Raw genomic sequence first — 21,031 nt, 5'->3', positions numbered from 1 at the left:
ACCAAGTGAGCAGCAGCAATCAAATCACCGGGCTCCAGACGGCCGGGATCAGCCGGTATTTGCTGCCGTCCTTTTCGACGTGACCGATCGAGGGGAATGCGAAGTGGAAGCCTACCACGGTCGCCTTCTCGGCTGCCGCCATGTCGTAGAACTTGTGACGGGTCTCCTGCGCCAGCGCGGGATCCGTGTCGTAGACCACATGCCAGTCGGGATTGCGCAGGAAGAATTCGGGAATGTTGGTGACGTCGGCCTGAACCAGGATTTTCGAATCGCCTGATGCGACCACGAACGAGGTGTGTCCAGGCGTATGACCCGGTGTTGCAATCGAGGTGATGCCGGGCGCGACCTCCTTGCCCCAGTCATATCTCGTCACCTTCGACTCGATGCCGGCGTAGACCTTTTTCACGTTGGCGAAGTAGTTCTTCATCATGGTGTTGGACTCGGCCTTGGCGGCGTTCTCAGGGCTCATCCAGAATTCCCATTCTTTCGCCGGCACCATGATTTCGGCATTCGGGAACGCCATCGAGCCGTCGGCGGCACGGATGCCGTTGGTATGATCGGGATGCAGATGCGACATCAGCACGATGTCGATGCTCTTGGGATCGACGCCGGCAGCGGCAAGGTTTTGCAAGGTGCGGCCGGCCCGGCCTTTGCTCGGCTCCAGCATGGAAACGCCGTTGCCGCAGTCAATCAGGACCAGCTTGGAGCCGGTGTTGATGAGCTGCGGGTTGAACGGCACCGCCACCATGCCCTTCGGCATGTAAGCGGCCTCAGCCGCAGCCTCCGCCTGTTCCTTCGGGATATTGGCAACGAAGTTATCGACCGGCCGCAAAAATACCCCGTCATTGATCGAGGTGCATTCGTAGGATCCGACCTTGTAGCGATAGAACCCGGGCGCCTGCGCGCCCGCCGGCGGCACCGCGGCGCGCGCGGGCGACAAAGACGAGGTAAGCGCGGTCGCAGCGCCGGCGGCAGCGGCTCCCGCTAGAAGTTGACGGCGATTCAAGTCAATCATGGTGGTTCCTCCCTTGATGTGCTGCGTCTTTGCGCATGCGTATTCGATGCAAATCTTCCTCCGTTGCCGAGGGAATGCAAGGCCCGTTCAGTGCAGCTATTTGATCAATTCGACGAACATCCCGACGACCGCGACATAGCCGAGCGTGAAAATCACCGTCCGGATATAGGGAATGCCGAGCAAATAGACGACGGCGTGTGCAAGCCGCAGCCAGAAATAAGCCATCGCCCAGAACGCCGTCATTCCGTCCGCCTTGCCGGCGAGATGAACCACGATCACCAGCGCCGCAAACGGAGCAAAGGTCTCAACCGCATTGATATAGGCCCGGTCGGCGCGGCGGCCCCAGAGCGGTATCGGCCGCTGCGTGGGATCGAGATAGTTCGGCGGCTTAAGCCCTCCATTCGTCGTCACCTGGCAGACGACGTAGGGTATCCACAGCGATGCCGTGAGAATGGCGGTAAAGGCAAGATATTTCAGATCTGTCGACATTGAATTCCCCCCATTTTTCAAAAATGATTCTTCGGCAACTCCTGCGGCTTGATCGCGTCAGCATGAACTGAGCGCTCCGGTACCCCCGAATGTTATCAGCCCTTGTTCGGATTGATCAGATACTTCTCGCCGGTCGCACGTTTGCCGTAGACCGCGATATGGTTCAGCTGCAGCGCCTCCTGCAGCGAGACGACCTGCGTATAATGACTGGCAAAGGTCGTCTTGAGTTCGTCGACCACCCGCTGGCGCAGCTTTTGTCCATCGGCGTGCCCGATCTTCATCAGGAACGGCGTCAACAGCCAGCCTCCGATGCCCCAGGCCATGCCGAACGCGCGGTTCAACTCGGTCGGACGTGTGTCGAGGCCGCCATAGATATAGACTTGCTTGTAAACGCTGGATCCGTAGCGGCTATAGACCTTGGCGGTCTTGTTGGCCGCGATCTCCATGCAGGTCAGGATTTGCCCCACAAGCTTGCCGCCGCCGATGGCGTCGAAGGCGAGCGTCGCGCCGGTCTCCACCAGCGCGTTGGTCAGATCGTCCATGAAGGTCGGCGAAGTCGAGTCGACGACATACTTGGCGCCGATCTTGTGCAGGATATCGGCCTGCTCCTTGCTGCGGACAATATTGACCAGAGGGATGCCGTCCTTGAGGCAGATCTTGTTGAGCATTTGCCCGAGATTGGAGGCCGCCGCCGTATGTACCAGCGCCTTGTGGCCTTCGCGCCGCATGGTCTCGGTCATGCCGAGCGCCGTCAGCGGATTGACGAAGGAGGAAGCGCCCTCGGCGGGCGTGGTGCCTGCCGGAAGCGGCATGCACTCGGCAGCCCGCAGGCAACGATACTGCGCATACATCCCGCCGCCGATCATGGCCACGGTCTTGCCCATCAGCGCTTTGGCCGCGTCCGACGATCCCGTCTTGACGACCACGCCGGCGCCCTCATTGCCGACCGGCATGGATTCATCGAGCCGCCCCGCCATGGCTCTCATGGCAGCCTCCGGGACTTTTGCGGTAATGACGGGTGAGTCCTTGGTGCCGGAGGCCGTGGCCGTCGACATATCGGCGGCGCCAACCAGAAGCCCGAGATCGGACGGATTGATCGGCGAGGCCTCGACCCGCACCACGACCTGGTCGGGACCCGGTTCAGGCACCGGCACGCCGACGAGGGAAATTTCGAGTTCACCGCTTTTCTTGATCAGCGAACGAAGCTGAAGCCCGGTCTTGCCGTCGCTCATCTCAAATCCTCCCGTTGGTATTTTTGTGAAGCCGCGCCTTCGCGATCTTACCTCAGCGCCTTCAGCGCCGCCCTGCCCGCATATTTCGCCTGCGTGCCCAGTTCCTGCTCGATCCGCAACAGCTGATTGTATTTGGCGGTGCGGTCGGAGCGCGCCAGCGAGCCGGTTTTGATCTGGCCGCAATTGGTGGCGACCGCAAGGTCGGCGATGGTGGAATCCTCGGTCTCGCCGGAACGGTGCGACATGACGGCGGTATAGCCGGCCTTGTAGGCCATCTCGACTGCGGAGAGCGTCTCCGTCAGCGTACCGATCTGGTTGACCTTGAGCAGGATGGAATTGGCACGGCCGTTTTTGATGCCGTCGGCAAGGCGCGTGACGTTGGTGACGAACAGATCGTCGCCCACCAGCTGGCATTTGTTGCCGATCAAATCGGTCAATTCCTTCCAGCCGTCCATGTCGTCTTCCGCCATGCCGTCCTCGATCGAAACGATCGGATAGCGCGATGCCAGATCGGCGAGATACCTCGCCTGCTCGGACGGACTGAAGCTTTTGCCCTCGCCTGCGTAGACATACTTGCCGTCCTTGAAGAACTCGCTTGCGGCAGGGTCCAGCGCCAGCATGACGTCGCCGCCCGCCTTGTAGCCGGCCTTGCCGATCGCGGCCATGACGAACTCAAGGGCTGCGTCCGCCGACGGCAGGTTCGGTGCGAAACCGCCCTCGTCGCCGACATTGGTGTTGTGGCCGGCCTTCTTCAGCTCCGCGCGCAGGGTGTGGAAGATTTCCGAGCCGCAGCGCAGCGCCTCGGCAAAGGTCTTGGCGCCGACCGGCATGATCATGAATTCCTGGAAGTCGATCGGATTGTCGGCATGAACGCCGCCATTGATGATGTTCATCATCGGCACCGGCAGCGTCCGCGCCGAGGTGCCGCCGACATAGCGATAGAGCGGCAGGTCGGAGGATTCGGCCGCGGCCTTGGCGACCGCCAGCGACACGCCCAGGATGGCGTTGGCGCCGAGCCGGCTCTTGTTCGGCGTGCCGTCGAGCCCGATCATGGTTTCGTCGATCTGGACCTGCTGCTCGGCGTCCATGCCGCCGAGGGCGTCGAAAATTTCGCTGTTCACCGCATCGACCGCCTTCAGCACGCCCTTGCCCAGATAGCGCGACTTGTCGCCATCGCGCAGCTCGACCGCCTCATGCGCGCCGGTGGAGGCGCCCGAGGGAACCGCCGCCCGGCCCATCGAGCCGTCTTCCAGCACCACGTCGACCTCGACCGTGGGGTTGCCGCGGCTATCGAGAATTTCGCGGCCGATGATATCGACGATGGCGGTCATGGGTGCCTCATTGGACAGCTGATTTGAGCGGTTGGGCTGCTTCTACAGCAAGGTCATGAGGCGGAAAAGGCCGCGTGACCTCGGCGAGCCGATTGGCTAAGAAATCGGCAGCGGAGACCGTCATGTCGAAAACACCAACGAAATCGTCGAAATCGAAAGAGCTGCAGCTCGGCCGCGCCGTCGAATGGCCAAAGACCCCCGAGGAGGCGCAACTCGATCGCGTGCCCAATCCGCAAAGGGATACGAATTACGTCGTCCGCTTCACGGCGCCCGAATTCACCTCGCTCTGCCCGGTGACCGGGCAACCGGATTTCGCCCATCTGGTGATCGACTATGTGCCAGGGTCATGGCTATTGGAGTCGAAATCCCTGAAACTCTATGTCGCAAGCTTCCGCAATCACGGCGCGTTCCACGAGGATTGCACGGTCATGATCGGCAAGCGGATCGCTTCCGAGATCAAGCCGAAATTCCTGCGCATCGGCGGCTACTGGTATCCGCGCGGCGGCATCCCGATCGATGTGTTCTGGCAGACCGGCAGACTGCCTGATGGCATGTGGATTCCGGATCAAGGTGTCGCGCCCTATCGCGGGCGGGGATGATTTTCGCGCTGCTTGCATTGAAAACGCTAAAGGCCGGCTCGCGGCGTATCCGGCGTTCCCAAAAATTAGTCCGCCTCGCCACGGGGCGTTGCCAGAACGCCCAATTCGGCGAGCAGTGGTGCGAGATGCGGCTCATAGGCGCGCCAGCGCCCCAGCGACGTACGATAGATCGGGCGCCGCACCTGGGCGGCGCTCGCGGTACGCACCGGGCGCTGCGACTTGTGAAAGGCGATGCAGCTCGGATCCCAGTCGAGCCCGCAATGCTCGATCAGTTGCCGCGCCGACCCTTCCAGATCGGAGATCACATCCTCGTAGCGGATTTCGAGCATGCGGCCTTCAGGCATTACGGCGCGCCAGTGCGCCATCAGCTCGGCATATTTGCGATAGTAGCGCCCGAGTTCGCCGAGGTCGTAAGTGAAATTCTGCTCCGCCGTGAACAGCTTCGAATAGCATGACAGGCAGGTATCGGGCGGGTCGCGCAACACATGGATGATGCGCGCGCCCGGCAGCGCCAGATGGATCAGGCCGAGAAACAGGAAATTTGCCGGCATCTTGTCGGTCACGCGCTCGGCGCTGGGTGCCCGCCGTCGCAGCCCGTCGACATAAGCCTGCCCGAGCGCGCGCAACTGATCGGTCGTCAGCGCCGGTGAATCTTCGGGATAGCGGAAGGCGTTGCCGCGGGAGCCGGCCATCCGATCGACCAGCACATTGAAGTCGTTCAACTCGCCGGCGCCATGAGCCGCGGGATGGCTCGCCAGGATTTGCTCCACCAGCGTCGTGCCCGAGCGCGGCATGCCGACCACGAACACCGGCAGGGTCGAAGCGTAACCCGAGCTTGCTCCGGCGGCGAGCAAGCTGGGGTCGAAGGTCGAGCGGATCCGGTCGAACAGCCCAAGCGTGCCGGCTTCATCGTAATCGATTCGTCCGCGCTTGAGCGCGTTGCCCTCGTGCATGGAGGCAAATGCCTCGTCGTAGCGGCCGAGATCGTCATAGGCTTTGGCCAGCGCGAAATCGAGCCGGCTCCGCGCGCCGGCCGAAAGGCCATCGGGATTGCGCACCCGCTGCTCCATCGCCGCGAGGTGTACGTCGCCTTCGGTGAATTTTTTGGCGTCGGCCAGATTGAAGTAATAGCCGGCCTCGCGCGGGTCGAACTCGATTGCCCGCTCGAACGCCGCGCGCGCCGCGGCGAGCTCGCCATTTTCCTTCAGGATGTTGCCGATATTGTTGTAAGCGTCGGCGAGGTCGGGTTTGAGCTCGACCGCGCGGCGATGCAGCGCGAGCGCCTCGTCCGATCTCTGCTGCTCGAAGCGCACGAGGCCCATCGCGTTGAGGGCTTCGGGGTCGTCGGGCGCCAGCGCGAGCGCGCGCTGCGCGGCGGCTTCGGCCTCCGGAAAGAGCTTCTGGTCGAGCCTGACCAGCGCCAGATAGGTCGACGTCTTGGCCCTGCCCGGATCGAGCGACAAGGAACGGGTCAGCAGCGCGCTCGCCTCGTCGAACCGCTCCGCCTCCTTGAGCGCGAGCGCCAGGTTGTTGAGCACGCTGGGGTCGTCGGGCTGCAGCGCCAGCGCCTGGCGGTAGGTCGCCTCGGCCTCCGCGGCGCGCCCCATGTCACGGAGCGCCGTGCCCATATTGTTGATCGCCTCCACATAGGCCGGGCGCAACTGCCGCGCCTGCCGATAGGCGGTCAGCGCCTCGTCGAATTTGTGTTGGGCGCGTAGCGCGTTGCCCAGATTGCTGTGGGCCTCGGCATAGCTCGGCGCGCGCGCGATCGCACGGCGGTAATGCGCGACCGCGTCGTCGAATTCGTCGCGCTCATAGTGGACGATGCCGACATTGTTGAGCGCCTGCGGCATATTCGGATCGATCGCAAGCGCCCGGCGGCCGGCGGCGAGCGCCGCGTCGCGTTGAGCGGCGAGCCGGTACATCTCGCCGAGGTTGCAGTGGTAGAGCGCAACCGTTCCGTCCGCCATGGTGGCGCGTCGCATCAGGTCGATCGCGGCCTGCAGGTTGCCGGCCTGATAGGTGACGACGCCGAGGAGGTGCAGGACCGGCGCGTACTCCGGCCGGGCGCGCAAGATGTCGCGGCACAGCGCCTCGGCGGCCGGAAGCCGGCCGGCCTGCAGATGCTGCTCGGCGAGCGCCAGCGCCTGGTCGAGGGATAGCGACAACGTCACCGGAATTTCCGCTGCGGCGTCGGTGCCGGCCGTGCTGTCGCGGCTGTTGCTCATCACTCCCGCCGTTCATCTGGCCCGGCATTCGCCAGCCCCGACAGCGCCTCGCGGACCCGAGCCACGACCGGCTGCCATTCGCCGTAGGCCTGCTGCCGGAACAGGCGCATGGTCGGATACCATCGAGTGTCCTCACGGTTCAACTGCCAGCGCCAATCGTTGCCCACCGGCAGGAGTACCCAGACCGGAACTCCCATGGCGCCGGCGAGATGCGCCACCGCCGTATCGACCGAGATCACCAGGTCGAGCTGGGACACGAGCGCGGCGGTATCGAGAAAATCGCCGAGCCGAGCCGACGGATCGAAGGGCGGTTCCGGCACGCCCGCCACCTCGGAGGCGCGCGGTCCGGTCTGCAAGCTCACCCAGGTGATGCCGTCGATCGCAAGGAGCGGTGCCAGCGTGGCCAGCGGCACCGAGCGGTTGTGGTCGTTCACATGCTTGGGGCTGCCGGCCCAGACGACGCCGACGCGCAGACGCCCGCGGTCGCCGAGCTCGATTTGCCACGCGGTCGCAAGCTCCGCCGGCGCGTGCAGATACGGGATGCCGGCCGGTATCGTCTCTGTCGTGGTACCGAGCAGCAGCGGCACGGTCAGGAGCGGGCACCAGACATCGCAAGCCGGATGCTGCGGCTGGTCCTCGACCACGGTGGCCCACGGCAGGTTTGCCGACAGCAGCCGCAGCAGCGGACGCTGGACCATCAACGACACATTGGCGCCGGCGTCGCGCAGGACGGCCGCATAGCGGCACATCTGGATCGTGTCGCCCAACCCTTGCTCCGCGACCAGCAGGATATGCCGGCCGGCCGGCGCGTCTCCCTGCCAGGCCGGTGCGGCGATGCGCGGCGGCGACAATTCGCTTGATCGCCATCGCCACTGATATTCGAACCAGCCGTCGGCGAGATTGCCGCGCAGCAAGGTTTGCAAGGCGACGCCGACATGTCCGTTGGCGAGCAGCGGGTCGGCCTTGACCGCCGTCCGATAGGCATCGAGCGCCTCGTCATGGCGACCGAGCTGGGCGAGTGTCAATCCCAGATTGGACCAGCAACCGGCGAAATTGCGATCGAGCGCCAGCGCAATGCGGTAGCTGGCGATCGCTTCGTCGAAGCGCGCGAGCGCACGCAGCGCATTGCCGAGATTGCCGTGCGCGGTCGCAAATTTCGGGTTGCAGTCGATCGCGCGCCGATAACAGCGCGCGGCCTCCTCGTAGTCGTTCAGTTCGTAATGCGCGACGCCGAGATTGCTCAGCGCTTCCAGATAGTCGGGCTTGAGCTCGACGGCGCGGCGGCCCTCCCGCACCGCATCATCGACGCGCCCGGCGAGTCGGTAAATCTCGGCGAGATTGGCATGGAACAGCGGCACCTCGGGCGTGAGCGAGACGGCGTGGCGCAGATGCGCGATCGCTTCGTCGAGTTGGCCCGACTGATGCGCGATCAGGCCCAGAAGGTGAAAGGCCCCGGCCTCGTTCGGCTGCGCCGCAAGGATGCTGGTGCAGAGCGAGCGGGCCTCGGGAAGCCGCCCCATCCCGCGGTGCTGCTCGGCAAGCGCCAGCGCTTGTGCAAGCGGCATGCGTTGCAGTGTCGTGGCTGCCGTCCCCTCGCTCTGCGCTCCCGGCTTCATGCCGGCAATCTCCCTGTCCATGCGGCTTCAGCATGGCCGCAACCTTGAGGCAAGCGGCGTAGCCGAACCAGAAAAGTCAAGCCGCGCAACTTGCGATGGCCGCCGGCGAGCCGGAAGTCATTGCGGTTGCTGCATTTCCTATGTTGCCGTCATGCTACAGGTGTAAAGATTCGGTTAATTCCGGGGCGGGACGTCATCCTGCCAGGGCATGATGATGATACCCTTTTTCGTGGGTGGTTTGGTTCGTGTGTGGTTTGGGCATCTCAGCGAGATCAAGCCGCGAAGCCGAGGTTTGTGGGCTTACGCTTCGGGGGGTCGGGGATGAAACAGGGACTTTTGCGCGGCACGCTGCTGGCGACAAGCTCGGCGCTCGCGCTCATCGTTGCCATGGACCAGTCCGCCGAGGCGGCGACCTGCAGCGTCGTCACCAATCCCGGCTTGCCCTATGCCCAAGCCGGAAATACCTGCGTCACCTTCACCGTAAGCCCGGTGACAACCGGCAATATCACTAATAACGGTACAGTCACCGCCAGCGGCGCCACCAACCCGAACGGAACCGGCATCAGCCTCTACGTTGGCCCGACCGTCACGGGCAACATCATCAACAACGGCACGATCAACGCCACCAACGAAGGCATCTTCCTGGATCAGGCGAAGCTCAACGGCTCGATCACCAACTCCACCGGGGCCACGATCAACTCTCCTACGGGCGGCGGCATCCTCGTACAGGGGATACATGGGACGCCGAACCAGGGCGTCAGCGGCTCGATCACCAATAACGGCACGATCATCTCCTCCAACGTCGGCATCTCCGCGGGTGGCGTGACCGTTGGCGGCGACATCATCAACAACGGCTCGGTTACCTCCGGCCCCGACGCGGCGATGGCCGTAAGCGAGGCGACGGTGGTGGGCTCGGTCATCAATAACAAGACGCTGACCGCCACCTCCGCCACGGTCGGTCTCGCGATTTCCAATGGCGGCTCGATCGGCGGCTCGGTGCAGAATTTCGGCAGCATCTCCGAGGGTAACGCTTCCGGCGCCGCCATCCAGATACTGCCCAGCACGGCCGGAATAGCCCAGACCATCACGGGCTCGGTCATCAATGAAGTCGGCGGCACGCTGACGGGCGGAGTAGGAATCGGGATTCTCGCCTTCGTCGACCCCAGCACCACAGCCATAGTCAACGGCAACGTTGCCAACAATGGCACGATTAACGCCGGTCTTACCGGCATCCAGATCGTCAGCTCCACGGTTGGCGGCGCCGTCTCCAACACGGGCATGATCACGGCGGGTCAAAACGGCATCCAGCTGATGAACCTGATCAACCTCGTCGGCACCACCTTTCACTCCGCAACCGGCCCGGCGAGCGTCGGGGGCGGGGTCACCAACAGCGGAACGATCACCAGTAGCGGAACCGGCTTTGCCGGCATCGCGCTCGACGGCGCCACGGTTTCGGGCGGCATCACCAATTCCGCCGCGGGCCACATCAACGCCGCCAACGGCGCCGGAATTCTGCTCAGCAATACCGGGTCGATCACCTTTACGAGCGGACAGGTCTTCACGGTCAATGGCGGGGCATCCTCGGTCAGCGGCGGCGTCCTGAACCAGGGTTCGATCAATGCCAAGACCGGCATCATGGTGACCGGCGGCAGTATCGTTACCGGCGGGATCACCAACAGCGGCAGCCTGACGGGCACCACCGCGGCGATCGACGTCAGGGGCGAGGGCGCTGCGACCACCGTCAACCAGCAAGCCGGCAGCATCAGCGGCAACATTCTGCTCTCCGCGCTGGCCGATACGGTCAACGTCACCGGCGGCACCATCTCCGGCAATATCGTCGGCCAGGGCTCCAGCAACACGGTGAACTTCGCGGTCGGCGCCGGCAACACCTTCACCTATTCCAACGCCATCTCGGGCGTGAACGCCGTGAATGTGAATTCCGGCATCCTGAACCTGACAGGTTCGATTGCCTCCACGCTGACCGCGGTGAATTCCGGCGGCGAGCTGATGGGTACCGGCACGGTCGGCACCACCATGATCGCCAGTGGCGGCACTTTCGCGCCCGGCAGCGGCACGCCCGGCACGTCCATGAACGTCAGCGGCAATCTCGCTTTCGCTTCCGGCGCGCTGTACATGGTGCAGCTCAATCCCGCCACCGCATCGTTTGCCAGTGTCACCGGCACGGCGACGCCGGGCGGCGCCACCGTGAATGCGATTTTTGCCAACGGCAGCTACATCTCAAAGACCTATACCATCCTGACCGCGGCCGGCGGCGTCAGCGGTACCTTCGGTTCGCTCGTGAACACCAACCTGCCGACCAACTTCTCCACCAACCTGAGTTATGACGCCAAAGATGCCTTTCTCAATCTGACCTTGAATTTCATACCCCCGCCGCCGGGTCCGAATTTCGGTGGCGGGTTAAATGTCAACCAGCAGAACGTTGCGAACGCACTGGTCAATTTCTTCAACACCACGGGGAGCATTCCGCTGGCGTTCGGAGCGCTGACGCCGGCAGGACTCACGCAAGTCTCGGGCGAAACCGCGACCGGATCGCAGCAGGCGACGTTCAACGCAATGGGCCTGTTCATGGGGCTGCTGACCGATCCGTTCTTCGGCGGCAGCGGCGCAGGCGGGACCGGCGGCCCGGGTGCGACGCCATTCGCCGCGGAGAGTGCCGGCGCGAACGCTTACGCGGCAACATCTCGTTCGAGCAGCGACGCCTATGCCGCGATCTGGCACAAGGCGCCGCCGCCCGCTCCGTTTGTTCCAAGCTGGAGCGTGTGGGCCGCGGGTTACGGCGGCTCGCAAACCACCGACGGCAATGCGGCGCTCGGATCGAACAACACGACCAGCAGCATCGCCGGCACGGCGGTCGGCGCCGACTATCGCTTCTCGCCGTACACGCTGGCCGGTTTCGCGCTCGCCGGCGGCGGCACCAATTTCAGCGTCAACGGATTCGGCAGCGGACATTCCGACCTGTTCCAGGCCGGCGCCTATGTGCGTCACACCGCCGGGCCGGCCTATATCTCGGCCGCCCTCGCCTATGGCTGGCAGGACATCACGACCAACCGTACCGTCACCGTCGCCGGCATCGACCAGCTGCAGGCGCGCTTCAACGCCAATGCTTATTCGGGCCGCGCCGAAGGCGGCTATCGCTTCGCCACGCCGTGGATGGGCATCACGCCCTACGCCGCCGCGCAGTTCACCACCTTCGACCTGCCGGCCTATGCCGAGCAGGCGATCGTTGGCTCTAATATGTTTGCGCTGGCTTATGGCGCCAGGGACGTCACGGACACGCGCAGCGAACTCGGCATCCGCACCGACAAGTCCTGGGCGATGACGGACTCGATCTTCACCCTGCGCGGCCGATTTGCCTGGGCGCATGATTACGATCCCAACCGCGGCATCGGCGCCACCTTCCAGTCGCTGCCGGGGGCTTCCTTCGTCGTCAATGGCGCGACGCAGGCGCATGATTCGGCGCTGACCACGGCCTCCGCCGAGGTAAAATGGATGAACGGCTGGTCGGCGGCGGCAACCTTCGAGGGTGAATTCTCCAACGTTACACGCTCCTACGCCGGCAAGGGCGTCGTGCGCTACACCTGGTAAGGCCTGCGACCCTTCCGGAGGCGGTCGCAATCTGTCCAGCACGCCCGTCGCCGCGGCTCAGGCGGCATCCTTCGGTCTCGTCTGCCGCAACAGCCGCGCGCAGATCAAACCAAGCACCATGATCACGGCTGCGCTCGTCAGCATGGTCGAGATTTTTCCGGCATGCTCGATGCCGAAGCCGTAGGCGATCGGGCCGACGGTCTGGCCCATGAAAAAAAAGAACGAGTGCAGCGACAGCGCGGTGGCGCGGGCCTCCACCGTGAGTTCGCTGGCAAACACCTGCAGCGACCCGTGGATCATGTAAAAGCCCCAACCCATCAGGATGAAATTGCCGACCTGAAACTGCCAGCGCGGGCCGAATGCGACGATGGCCAATTGCAGGCCCATCAGGGCTGCACCCGAAATCATCATGCCGTTGACGCCGAGCCGCGGCAGCAATCGCGACACGCTGAAAGTGTAGAACAATCCGCCGACCGCGAAGCCGGCAATGACGAGACCGCTGATGGAAAGGCTGGTGACCCCCTGCTCGAACAGGAACGATGCGACATAGGGAAACAGGCCGAGCACGCAGCAACCCTCGATGAACACCGCGCCGTAGCAGACCTTCGCGTTCGGATTGGCAAAGATGGTGCGATAGCCGTGCTTGAGCACCGAGAGGTCGACTTTTGCCGGCGCCCGCGCCAGCCCGCCGCCGCGAAAGCCCAGTGCGACCGCGACGGAGGCCACGATCGCCAGCGAGCCAAGCACCGCGAGCACGCCGCGCCAACCGAGGAAATCGCCGATCAGGCCCGACAGCGATGCGCCCAGCAAATTGCCGGTCATCGACCCCGCCAGCGTTCGCCCGATCGCCACCTGCCGCTTTTCCGGCCCGACCAGGTCGCTGGTCAGCCCCAGCGAAATTGGAAACACGCCGCCGGCGCCAATTCCCGCCAGGATCCTCGAGGCAAACAGCAGCGAAAACGACGACGACAAGGCGCCGAGAACATTGGCAAGCCCGAGCAGCACCAGGCACACAATCACGAGGCGCGCCTTGCCGAACAGATCGGCCGCGGCGCCCAGCACCGGCTGGATGATGGCGAAGGTGAATGCGAACACCGATGCAAAGCCTGCGGCGGTAGCGATGCTGACGCGGAAATCGCCGGCGACATGCGGCAGCACCGGATCGAGCGCCCGCGCCGACAGGCTCGCTGCGAATGTCGAAAGCGCAATGATATTGAGGAGCGGCGGCATGCGCTGATCGAGCGGCCGCCGCGACGTCTGGTGCATCAGCGCGCTACGTTCTTTTCGAGTTTCTTTTCCAGTTTCTTGGCGAGCGCGTCGAACGACATCAGCGTCCGTACCAGACCCTCGAATTCGCGTAACGGCACCATGTTGGGGCCGTCGGACGGCGCATGATCCGGATCTGGATGGGTCTCGATGAACACGCCGGCGACGCCGACGGCCACGGCCGCGCGCGCCAGCACGGCGACGAATTCGCGCTCGCCGCCCGATGATGTCCCCTTGCCGCCGGGCTGCTGCACCGAATGGGTGGCGTCGAAAATCACCGGCGCGCCGGTGGTGCGCGCCAGTATCGGCAGCGCGCGCATGTCCGACACCAGCGTGTTGTAGCCGAACGAGGCGCCGCGCTCGGTGACCAGCACATTGGCGTTGCCTGCGCCGGTGATCTTGGCGACGACGTTGGCCATGTCCCAGGGCGCAAGAAACTGACCTTTCTTGACGTTGATGACCTTGCCGGTCGCGGCCGCCGCCAGCAACAGATCGGTCTGCCGGCACAGGAACGCCGGAATTTGCAGAACGTCGACGGCCTGCGCGACCTCGGCGCATTGCGCGACTTCGTGGATGTCGGTGAGCACGGGCAGGCCGAGCGAGGAACGAATCTCGGCAAAGATCGGCAGCGCCTGGGCCAGTCCGATACCGCGCGGAGCCGATCCGCTGCTACGGTTGGCCTTGTCGAATGAGGTTTTATAGACGACGCCCACGCCGAGGCGGGTTGCGATCTCCTTCAGCGCGGAGGCCACTTCGAGCGCGTGGGCGCGGCTCTCGAGTGCGCAGGGGCCGGCGATGATCGAGATCGGCAAATCATTGCCGAATTGGACCGATCCGGCAGTAACGACCGGCTCGGCTGAAATGTTGGCGTTCAAGGCTTTTTTCCTTCGTTTTCGGATCGGACCATGCCGGGCAGCGGCGACCGGATCAACCCATTTTGAAAGGTTCGAATATCAGGGTTGCGCCATGGGCGATGTCCGGCGCCACGACCAGCCGCCCGACATGGCGCTGCGCCGGGATCGCGTTTTGCCGCAGCAGGGTTTCGACCTTCGCCAGGTCGGCGACCGCAAAGCGTATCGCATTCAGTGTCATCCCCTCCCCGCTTACATCGGGCACGGCGCCGAACTGGTCGCGAAAGGCGACCGGCGACATGATCTCGATGTCGTCGTTCTCGGTGCGCGCGGTGATGCCGAGCGAGCTCGAATGCAGGTCGCTAATGCCGGTGAAGGCTTTCAGAAAGATATGATGATCGGTCGGATTGTCGGCAACCATCACAATGGAAGGGATTCCGATCGCGCCGTTGGCGTGGCGCTGAAAGTCCGGATTCCAGAAGTTTTCCGGGTAATGTTGCTGGCAAACGGCAAAGCCGAGATTGGGCGACGACGGGTCGCGGGCAAAGGCGAGCGAGAACGCGACCTTCACCTTTGATCCGTCGGGCCTTTTGCCCTCACGCGAGAAGTCGAACACGTCAAACCCGGAAATTCCGGAGGCTTCGAACGAGGCCGCATCCTCGATCGCATCCGAGCTCTTCCCGATCAGCATCGAAAGCCCCTCGCGCGACTTGATGTAGTCGCGATTGAAAGCGCCGAACGAAAAGAACCGCCCGTTGTGAGGAGGAATCCTGTCGGGCTCGCCGATCTCCAGCAATTCGACGAACGCCGTTTTGAACTGCACGATCAGATTATGCGTGCCCCAGTCGTGACGGTTGCGCGCCCCGACGGTGAAGCCGAGCCGGCGATAGAACGCGCCGGCCGCATCGAGATTGCGGACGGCGTGCACGATGTGGTCGATGCCGTGAGGCAATGCCGGTCACTTCACCGACGAAAACGAGGTTGGCACCAGCAGTTGATTGACGATGTTGCCGACGATCTGGCCATCCTCCTCGGTTTTCGCCCGCGCCGAGATCCAGTCCGGATCGCTTTGGAAAGCGGCCCATTTCTTCTCGCGATCGGCAAGCGATTCCCAGGCCAGCAGGTAGGTCAGCTCCTGATTGGATTCGCCGACCAGCGTGGTGAAGAACCCGGCTTGCTTGATGCCGTGTTTGTCCCAGAGTTTCAGCGTGGTCGTCTCGAACCGTTTCAGCAGCGCCGGCAGACGTCCCGGCAGGCAGCGGTAGACGCGTGTCTCATAGATCATTTGATGGTCCTCCCTTTTTCTTGCGGAGGGGTTATAGCGGCTGGTTTGGAAGCTGTCTTGGCGCAAATCGCATGGCGGCTGTGCCGTCGCCCGGACCCGGGTTCTTGCGTACCACTACTCCGGGGACGATGTTTCCGCGCCCGGCAGGCCCGCGATCTCCAGAATGCGGCGACCGTGACGCTCCATTTCGTCGATCGACATCTGTACCGCGCGCTGCAGCGTTTCATCGACCGCGGGCTTTGTATCCTTTGCGGCGCCACAATGCGGGCACTGGCGCTCCGCTGAAGACATGTATTCGTCGCAGGATGGGCATAAAATCAGGCGGCCGCGCTTACGTCGCTTGTCGTCGAGACCGATCGAGCGCGGTGCGATCGATCCATCAGCCCGCTCAAGCCTGACCTTGAAGCGGCCGACCGCGAATGGCTCGTCGGGTGCATCCGCGACCTTCACGATCTTCTCCCGTAACCCGCGCCTGGCGAGCGTGGTCGCACGGTAATAGCAGTAGGGGTTGTCCCCGCGCCGGCTCTCCAGCACGTGGGATACCCAGGTGCAGCCGCCCCGGCACGTGTTCCAGTAATAGCACGAGCCGCAAAAGCTGCGGCCGCGATTGCCGTCACGGCGGACGGTACGATGCGACAGGTTGCGCAACGCCTCGTCGATCGAAACCGAGCGGGACTCGCCTCCGGCGTAGTGTGATTTCGGCAGCGACGGACAGCTTTTGATGGTCCCGTCAGCCTCCAGCCCCAGCGTGGTCTCGCCTGCAGTGCATCCTTCCCAGTGCGTGATCTCGCTGCTGAGCGAGCGCCAGTGCGGTTCGTGTCGTCCAAAATATCCGATACTGTTACCCGGCAATACCCGAAATCCGATGTCGCGACCGCGGTGATAGAGTTCTGCAAGATTGTCGACGACATCGATGATTTGATGCGGCTGCAGCAGCATCGCGCTGTTGTCGACGGCATTCCCCATCGCCACCGTCAATTGCACCTGCCAGTATTTCGCGCCGGCCGCGGTGATCTCATCGAAGATCAGCGGCAATTGCGGCATCGATAGCGCATTGATCTGGGTGTTGACCCCCGGCTCGATGCCGACATCGCTGATATCCCGGATGGCGCGGATCGCCTGGTCGTGGCTTCCTGGAACGCCCCGGAGCCGATCGTGCAAATCGCGCAGCCCGTCGACCGAAACACCGATCGCCCGGACGCCGGCGGCATACGCCGCCTCGATGCGCTCACGCGTCAAACCGCGTGCGCCGGTCTGCAATCCGCAATGCATGCCAAGCCGCGCAATCTCGGCCGCAATCTCAAGCCAATCGCGGCGCAGATAGGCCTCGCCCCCGATCAGGGTGATTTCGCGCGTTCCGGCCGCCGCCAATTGGCGAACGACGTCGAGACATTCCAGGGTAGAAAGCTCGTTGGCGCGGCGCTTGCCGGCGCGCGAGCCGCAGTGGCCGCATTTCAGATTGCAGGCGAGCGTGATCTCCCAGACGACGTGAACCGGCACATGCGCATGCCGATCCTCCGCCGTCCGGATACGGGGCGACTTTCCCGCCCGGCTGTTCTTCAAATTGACCGCCTGGTTCACGCTCGCCGACGCGTCATTTCTTCTTTTTCTTCTCGCGAGCCTTGATTTCCTTTTCGAGCTTTTTGAGCGCGCCCTTCAGGTCACCCTGCGCCGCCAGAATGGCGTTCGCGTGATCACGCAATACCTTGAGATCTTCGAGTTTGGTCTTGGCGTTTTTCAACGCTAGATTGATAGCGGTCCCGTAAGCGACAAGCGTCATGGCCGGCTCCAACTTTCAGGTTGCGTTACACGACAATGTTCTCATAAGTTGTCACATATGTCTAGCGAGCCAGTCCCGATCCGCGACATGATCAAGGCGTTTCATGACGGCAACGCGGTCGAGAGTTCGCGCCTGCGGCGTTCAATGAAGTTGACGCCATCGTCCGAAGGCCGAAGCAACGATCTGCCGGCGTTGCTGCATCGTTTTGGCAATCAGAACTTCACCTTCGGCAGGCTGTCATTTCGCGAGCTTCGTGAAATCTTCCGTGCCATCAAGCCGCAGCCGAACGACCTGTTCTGCGATGCCGGCGCTGGTTACGGGCATGCGGTTTTCTACGGCGCCAGCGTCGCAGACTGCCGATTTCGCGCGGTTGAGATCCTCCCGGGACGCTGCAATGCCATGCGAAAAACCGCCAAGCGTCTCGGTCTCGACGTCGAGGTCGTCCAGGGCGACGCGCTGGCGCAAAGCTACGCCGATGTTTCGTACCTGTTCGTCAACAGCCCGTTCTTTCCGGACGCCGCGAAGAGATTTGTCCACGGCCTGAAAAAGGCCCGGACCAGGCCGCTCACGGTGATCGCGGTTCACAATATCGTCGAAGCGTTTCGCGCCGATCGGGATTTCGTCGAGACCGAGGTCGATGCCGACCTCCCGAACTACTGCTTCGGCGTGTTTAGCTGGAAGCGCCGCAAAACGCGGCGCGCGTGAACGCCTTACACCAACCTCGACTGCACCACAGCGGCCTGGATGAACGAGGCAAACAGCGGATGCGGTTCGAACGGCCGCGACTTCAATTCGGGGTGGAATTGCACCCCGATGAACCAGGGATGGTCCTCGTATTCGACGATCTCGGGCAGCACGCCGTCGGGCGAAAGGCCTGAAAATTTCAGGCCGTGCTGCTCGAGCCGGTCCTTGTAGGCGGTGTTGACCTCGTAGCGGTGGCGATGGCGTTCCGAAATCTCGGTGGCGCCGCCGTAAACCTCCGACACCCGGCTGCCCCGCTTGAGCGCGGCGGGATAGGCCCCGAGCCGCATGGTACCGCCGAGATTGCCGGATTTGGTCCGCTTTTCCAGCTCATTGCCGCGCAGCCATTCCGTCATCAACCCGACCAGGGGTTCCGGCGTTGGACCGAACTCGGTGGAATTGGCCTGTTCGATGCCGACCAGATTGCGCGCCGCCTCGATGACGGCCATCTGCATGCCGAAACAGATGCCGAAATAGGGCACGTCGCGCTCCCTGGCGAACTGCGCCGCGCGGATCTTGCCCTCGGCGCCGCGCTGGCCGAAGCCGCCGGGCACCAGGATGCCGTTGACGTGCTCGAGGAACGGCGCGGGATCCTCGTTCTCGAACACCTCGCTTTCGATCCAGTCGAGATTGACCTTCACCTTGTTGGCGATGCCGCCATGCGACAGCGCCTCGATCAGCGATTTGTAGGCGTCCTTCATGCCGGTATATTTGCCGACGATGGCGATGGTGACGTCGCCTTCGGGATTGCGGACGCGCTCGTTGATCACGTTCCAGCTCTGCAGCGCCGGCGGAATCTTGGGCACGATCCCGAACGCCGCCAGCACCTCGCCGTCGAGGCCGGCGGCATGGTAGGCCTCCGGCACCGCGTAGATGTTGTCGACGTCCCGCGCCTCGATCACGGCGCTTTCGCGCACGTTGCAGAACAGCCCGAGCTTGCGCCGCTCTTCCTTCGGGATCGGCCGGTCGGTCCGGCACAGCAGGATATCCGGCTGGATGCCGATCGAGCGCAGTTCCTTGACCGAATGCTGGGTCGGTTTTGTCTTCAACTCGCCGGCGCTCGGGATGAACGGCAATAGCGTCAGATGGATATAGATGGCGTGTTCGCGCGGCAGGTCGTTCTTGATCTGGCGGATCGCCTCGAAGAACGGCAGGCCCTCGATATCGCCGACGGTGCCGCCGATCTCGCACAAGACAAAGTCGAACTCGTCATTGCTGTCGAGGATGAAATCCTTGATCGCATTGGTGACGTGCGGAATTACCTGGATGGTGGCGCCGAGGTAATCGCCACGCCGTTCCTTGGTCAGGATATCCTGATAGATGCGGCCGGTGGTGATGTTGTCGGCTTTCGTGGCGGGACGTCCGGTAAAGCGCTCATAGTGACCGAGGTCGAGATCGGTCTCGGCGCCGTCATCGGTCACGAACACTTCGCCGTGCTGGTATGGCGACATCGTTCCGGGATCGAGATTGAGATAGGGATCGAGTTTGCGCAGCCGAACCTTGTAGCCGCGCGCCTGCAGCAGCGCGCCGAGAGCCGCCGAAGCCAGACCTTTTCCGAGCGAAGAAACCACGCCGCCGGTGATGAAGATATACCGCGCCATGGGGCTTAACCTTTAAGGCTACCCGCACGATTCGCCAAAGCGAATCGCACGCCGCCGCGAACATTTTGCTGGGCTGTGGGTGACTTGAAATCTAAAATATTGTCAGTGTGTTGATGGGGATTTCTGATGCAGGAGGGTAGATGCCGTTCCTGCATGGCCATCCCGCTTTATTGCGAACGCGGCGCCTGCGGGCCGGATGGCGGGGGCTGATTCTGCTGCTGTTCGTCGGACTTCTTGAGCGAATCCAGGACGCCGCCGCCGCTGGTCGGCGGTGCGACCGGTGTCGCCCCACCCGCCGGCTGCGATTGTGACACCGGATTGATGATCGAACTCGGCTTGCGGTCGTAGCTTGCGAGCCAGGACAGAAACAGGCTGGTTAAGAAGAAGCCCACTGCCAGAACCGCCGTCGTGCGCGTCAGCAAATTGGCCGTGCCGCGGCTGGACATGAAGCCGGCCCCGCCGCCAACCCCAAGGCCGCCGCCTTCGGATTTCTGCAACAGCACCGTCGCGATCAGTGTCGCGACAATCATCAGGTGGATTACGATAACGACGGTCTGCATCTCTACCTTCCGTCGCAAGCCAAAAGCGCCGGCATCCGGCAGCATGTTGGGCTTGCGGTGTTTGAAGTTGCGCGGTGTTACACGATCGGATGGGGGATTGTCACCCCCGGGAGCATGGTCGCCCCCACACCGCTTCGCCGTTAGTTAGGGGCAATCACCTGCAATCGCAAGAAAATCCGCCGCTTTCAGGCTGGCCCCGCCGATCAGCGCGCCGTTGACGTTCGCAACCGCCATCAATTCCGCAGCGTTCGAGGGCTTTACCGAGCCGCCATACAGGATGCGGATACGAGCCCCCTCGCCGCTAAACCGTGCCTTCAAGGTTTCGCGGATAAACTTATGAATCTGTTCAACATCTCCAGTCGTGGGCGTCAGCCCTGTCCCGATCGCCCAGACCGGTTCGTAGGCCACTACCAGCTTGGCCGCGGTGGCCCGGTCCGGCAGCGATCCCTTGAGCTGGCCGCCGCAGATTTCGAGGGTTTGCCCCGCATCCCGCTGCTGCTGAGTCTCGCCGATGCAGACGATGGCGGTGAGACCGGCACGCCAGGCCGCCTCGGCTTTTTGCCGAACCAGCATGTCACTCTCACCGTGATCGGCGCGCCGTTCGGAATGGCCGACAATGACGGCGCTGGCGCCGGCATCCGCCAGCATTTCCGCCGAAATGTCGCCGGTATGGGCGCCCGAAGGCTTGGGGTGGCAATCCTGGCCGCCGATCGCGAGAACTTTTGAGCCGCGCGCCTTATCGGCAAAAGCCATAATCAGGGTCGCGGGTGGGCAAACCAGGAGGTCGGCCCGGTCTGCGACCTCAGAAGCGCCGGCCAGCATGGCCTCAAA

The 21,031-nt window shown here is 63.3% G+C and carries 18 protein-coding genes; 3 read left to right on the top strand and 15 right to left on the bottom strand.

Translation table 11 applies throughout. The annotated features are described in order from the left end of the window. Nucleotides 1–19: 19 nt before the first annotated feature. From VK804_RS29000 to eno, 4 genes are all read right to left on the bottom strand, one after another. Nucleotides 20–1,015 (bottom strand): MBL fold metallo-hydrolase, encoded by a 996-nt coding sequence (locus VK804_RS29000; RefSeq protein ID WP_325376633.1) that lies wholly within the window; start codon nt 1,013–1,015, stop codon nt 20–22. 96 nt (nt 1,016–1,111) lie between these two features. Then, nucleotides 1,112–1,504: an MAPEG family protein gene (locus tag VK804_RS28995; RefSeq protein ID WP_325376631.1), complete on the bottom strand. Its 393-nt coding sequence runs from the start codon at nt 1,502–1,504 to the stop codon at nt 1,112–1,114. A 95-nt stretch (nt 1,505–1,599) separates the two neighbouring features. Further along, entirely contained in the window at nt 1,600–2,736 is a 1,137-nt protein-coding gene (locus VK804_RS28990) for a zinc-binding dehydrogenase (RefSeq protein ID WP_325376629.1), read from the bottom strand. Between the two features lie 47 nt (nt 2,737–2,783). Further along, entirely contained in the window at nt 2,784–4,067 is a 1,284-nt protein-coding gene (gene eno / locus VK804_RS28985) for a phosphopyruvate hydratase (protein WP_325376627.1), read from the bottom strand. 122 nt (nt 4,068–4,189) lie between these two features. On the opposite strand from eno, the gene queF reads away from it, so the two are divergent. After that, nucleotides 4,190–4,666 (top strand): preQ(1) synthase, encoded by a 477-nt coding sequence (gene queF / locus VK804_RS28980; RefSeq protein WP_325376625.1) that lies wholly within the window; start codon nt 4,190–4,192, stop codon nt 4,664–4,666. A gap of 65 nt (nt 4,667–4,731) precedes the next feature. Here queF and VK804_RS28975 read toward each other — a convergent pair whose 3' ends face one another. Next, nucleotides 4,732–6,894: a tetratricopeptide repeat-containing sulfotransferase family protein gene (locus VK804_RS28975; protein ID WP_325376623.1), complete on the bottom strand. Its 2,163-nt coding sequence runs from the start codon at nt 6,892–6,894 to the stop codon at nt 4,732–4,734. Continuing rightward, nucleotides 6,894–8,531 (bottom strand): tetratricopeptide repeat-containing glycosyltransferase family protein, encoded by a 1,638-nt coding sequence (locus tag VK804_RS28970; protein WP_325376621.1) that lies wholly within the window; start codon nt 8,529–8,531, stop codon nt 6,894–6,896. The genes VK804_RS28975 and VK804_RS28970 overlap by 1 nt, the downstream gene beginning before the upstream one ends. 300 nt (nt 8,532–8,831) lie before the next feature. Between VK804_RS28970 and VK804_RS28965 the strand changes: the two genes are divergently transcribed. Then, complete coding sequence (locus VK804_RS28965) at nt 8,832–12,116, top strand: autotransporter outer membrane beta-barrel domain-containing protein (protein WP_325376619.1); 3,285 nt, start codon at nt 8,832–8,834, stop codon at nt 12,114–12,116. Nucleotides 12,117–12,173: 57 nt separating this feature from the next. On the opposite strand, the gene VK804_RS28960 is transcribed toward VK804_RS28965, so the two are convergent. The 6 genes from VK804_RS28960 to VK804_RS28935 all read right to left on the bottom strand — a co-directional run bounded on the left by VK804_RS28960 (nt 12,174) and on the right by VK804_RS28935 (nt 17,298). After that, nucleotides 12,174–13,382 carry an MFS transporter gene (locus VK804_RS28960; protein WP_325376617.1) on the bottom strand — a complete coding sequence of 403 codons (1,209 nt, stop codon included), beginning with the start codon at nt 13,380–13,382 and terminating at the stop codon, nt 12,174–12,176. Next, nucleotides 13,382–14,257: a 3-deoxy-8-phosphooctulonate synthase gene (kdsA, locus tag VK804_RS28955; protein WP_325376615.1), complete on the bottom strand. Its 876-nt coding sequence runs from the start codon at nt 14,255–14,257 to the stop codon at nt 13,382–13,384. Before kdsA ends, VK804_RS28960 begins: the two co-directional genes overlap by 1 nt. 52 nt (nt 14,258–14,309) lie before the next feature. Further along, on the bottom strand, nt 14,310–15,185 hold the full coding sequence (locus tag VK804_RS28950; RefSeq protein WP_325376613.1) for a VOC family protein: 876 nt from the start codon (nt 15,183–15,185) through the stop codon (nt 14,310–14,312). Nucleotides 15,186–15,191: 6 nt separating this feature from the next. After that, nucleotides 15,192–15,518, bottom strand: a complete 327-nt coding sequence (locus tag VK804_RS28945) for an NIPSNAP family protein (RefSeq protein ID WP_325376611.1) — start codon at nt 15,516–15,518, stop codon at nt 15,192–15,194. Nucleotides 15,519–15,632: 114 nt separating this feature from the next. Beyond that, nucleotides 15,633–17,018, bottom strand: coding sequence for a radical SAM/SPASM domain-containing protein (locus VK804_RS28940; RefSeq protein WP_325376609.1), 1,386 nt, complete (start codon nt 17,016–17,018; stop codon nt 15,633–15,635). A gap of 94 nt (nt 17,019–17,112) precedes the next feature. Then, nucleotides 17,113–17,298: a DUF1843 domain-containing protein gene (locus VK804_RS28935; RefSeq protein WP_325376607.1), complete on the bottom strand. Its 186-nt coding sequence runs from the start codon at nt 17,296–17,298 to the stop codon at nt 17,113–17,115. Nucleotides 17,299–17,385: 87 nt separating this feature from the next. Between VK804_RS28935 and VK804_RS28930 the strand changes: the two genes are divergently transcribed. Then, on the top strand, nt 17,386–18,003 hold the full coding sequence (locus VK804_RS28930; protein WP_325376605.1) for a hypothetical protein: 618 nt from the start codon (nt 17,386–17,388) through the stop codon (nt 18,001–18,003). Between the two features lie 5 nt (nt 18,004–18,008). On the opposite strand, the gene VK804_RS28925 is transcribed toward VK804_RS28930, so the two are convergent. From VK804_RS28925 to tpiA, 3 genes are all read right to left on the bottom strand, one after another. After that, nucleotides 18,009–19,640, bottom strand: a complete 1,632-nt coding sequence (locus tag VK804_RS28925) for a CTP synthase (RefSeq protein ID WP_325376603.1) — start codon at nt 19,638–19,640, stop codon at nt 18,009–18,011. Nucleotides 19,641–19,807: 167 nt separating this feature from the next. After that, nucleotides 19,808–20,200, bottom strand: coding sequence for a preprotein translocase subunit SecG (secG, locus tag VK804_RS28920; RefSeq protein WP_325376651.1), 393 nt, complete (start codon nt 20,198–20,200; stop codon nt 19,808–19,810). 144 nt (nt 20,201–20,344) lie between these two features. Next, nucleotides 20,345–21,031: triose-phosphate isomerase (gene tpiA / locus VK804_RS28915; protein WP_325376601.1), on the bottom strand; the 687-nt coding region annotated here is incomplete at its 5' end.

The sequence above is a fragment of the Bradyrhizobium sp. genome, from assembly GCF_035484855.1.
Classification (GTDB): domain Bacteria; phylum Pseudomonadota; class Alphaproteobacteria; order Rhizobiales; family Xanthobacteraceae; genus Bradyrhizobium.
The sequence above is the reverse complement of the archived record's forward strand: the minus strand, read 5'-3'. Positions and strand labels throughout refer to the sequence as shown.

Coding starts and splice junctions, on each gene's coding strand:
- eno (WP_325376627.1), bottom strand. CDS start 4,067: ATGACCGCCATCGTCGATATCATCGGCCGCGAAATTCTCGATAGCCGC.
- VK804_RS28970 (WP_325376621.1), bottom strand. CDS start 8,531: ATGGACAGGGAGATTGCCGGCATGAAGCCGGGAGCGCAGAGCGAGGGG.
- VK804_RS28935 (WP_325376607.1), bottom strand. CDS start 17,298: ATGACGCTTGTCGCTTACGGGACCGCTATCAATCTAGCGTTGAAAAAC.
- VK804_RS28975 (WP_325376623.1), bottom strand. CDS start 6,894: ATGAGCAACAGCCGCGACAGCACGGCCGGCACCGACGCCGCAGCGGAA.
- VK804_RS28965 (WP_325376619.1), top strand. CDS start 8,832: ATGAAACAGGGACTTTTGCGCGGCACGCTGCTGGCGACAAGCTCGGCG.
- queF (WP_325376625.1), top strand. CDS start 4,190: ATGTCGAAAACACCAACGAAATCGTCGAAATCGAAAGAGCTGCAGCTC.
- secG (WP_325376651.1), bottom strand. CDS start 20,200: ATGCAGACCGTCGTTATCGTAATCCACCTGATGATTGTCGCGACACTG.
- VK804_RS28990 (WP_325376629.1), bottom strand. CDS start 2,736: ATGAGCGACGGCAAGACCGGGCTTCAGCTTCGTTCGCTGATCAAGAAA.
- VK804_RS29000 (WP_325376633.1), bottom strand. CDS start 1,015: ATGATTGACTTGAATCGCCGTCAACTTCTAGCGGGAGCCGCTGCCGCC.
- VK804_RS28930 (WP_325376605.1), top strand. CDS start 17,386: ATGATCAAGGCGTTTCATGACGGCAACGCGGTCGAGAGTTCGCGCCTG.
- VK804_RS28960 (WP_325376617.1), bottom strand. CDS start 13,382: ATGCACCAGACGTCGCGGCGGCCGCTCGATCAGCGCATGCCGCCGCTC.
- VK804_RS28995 (WP_325376631.1), bottom strand. CDS start 1,504: ATGTCGACAGATCTGAAATATCTTGCCTTTACCGCCATTCTCACGGCA.
- VK804_RS28925 (WP_325376603.1), bottom strand. CDS start 19,640: ATGGCGCGGTATATCTTCATCACCGGCGGCGTGGTTTCTTCGCTCGGA.
- VK804_RS28945 (WP_325376611.1), bottom strand. CDS start 15,518: ATGATCTATGAGACACGCGTCTACCGCTGCCTGCCGGGACGTCTGCCG.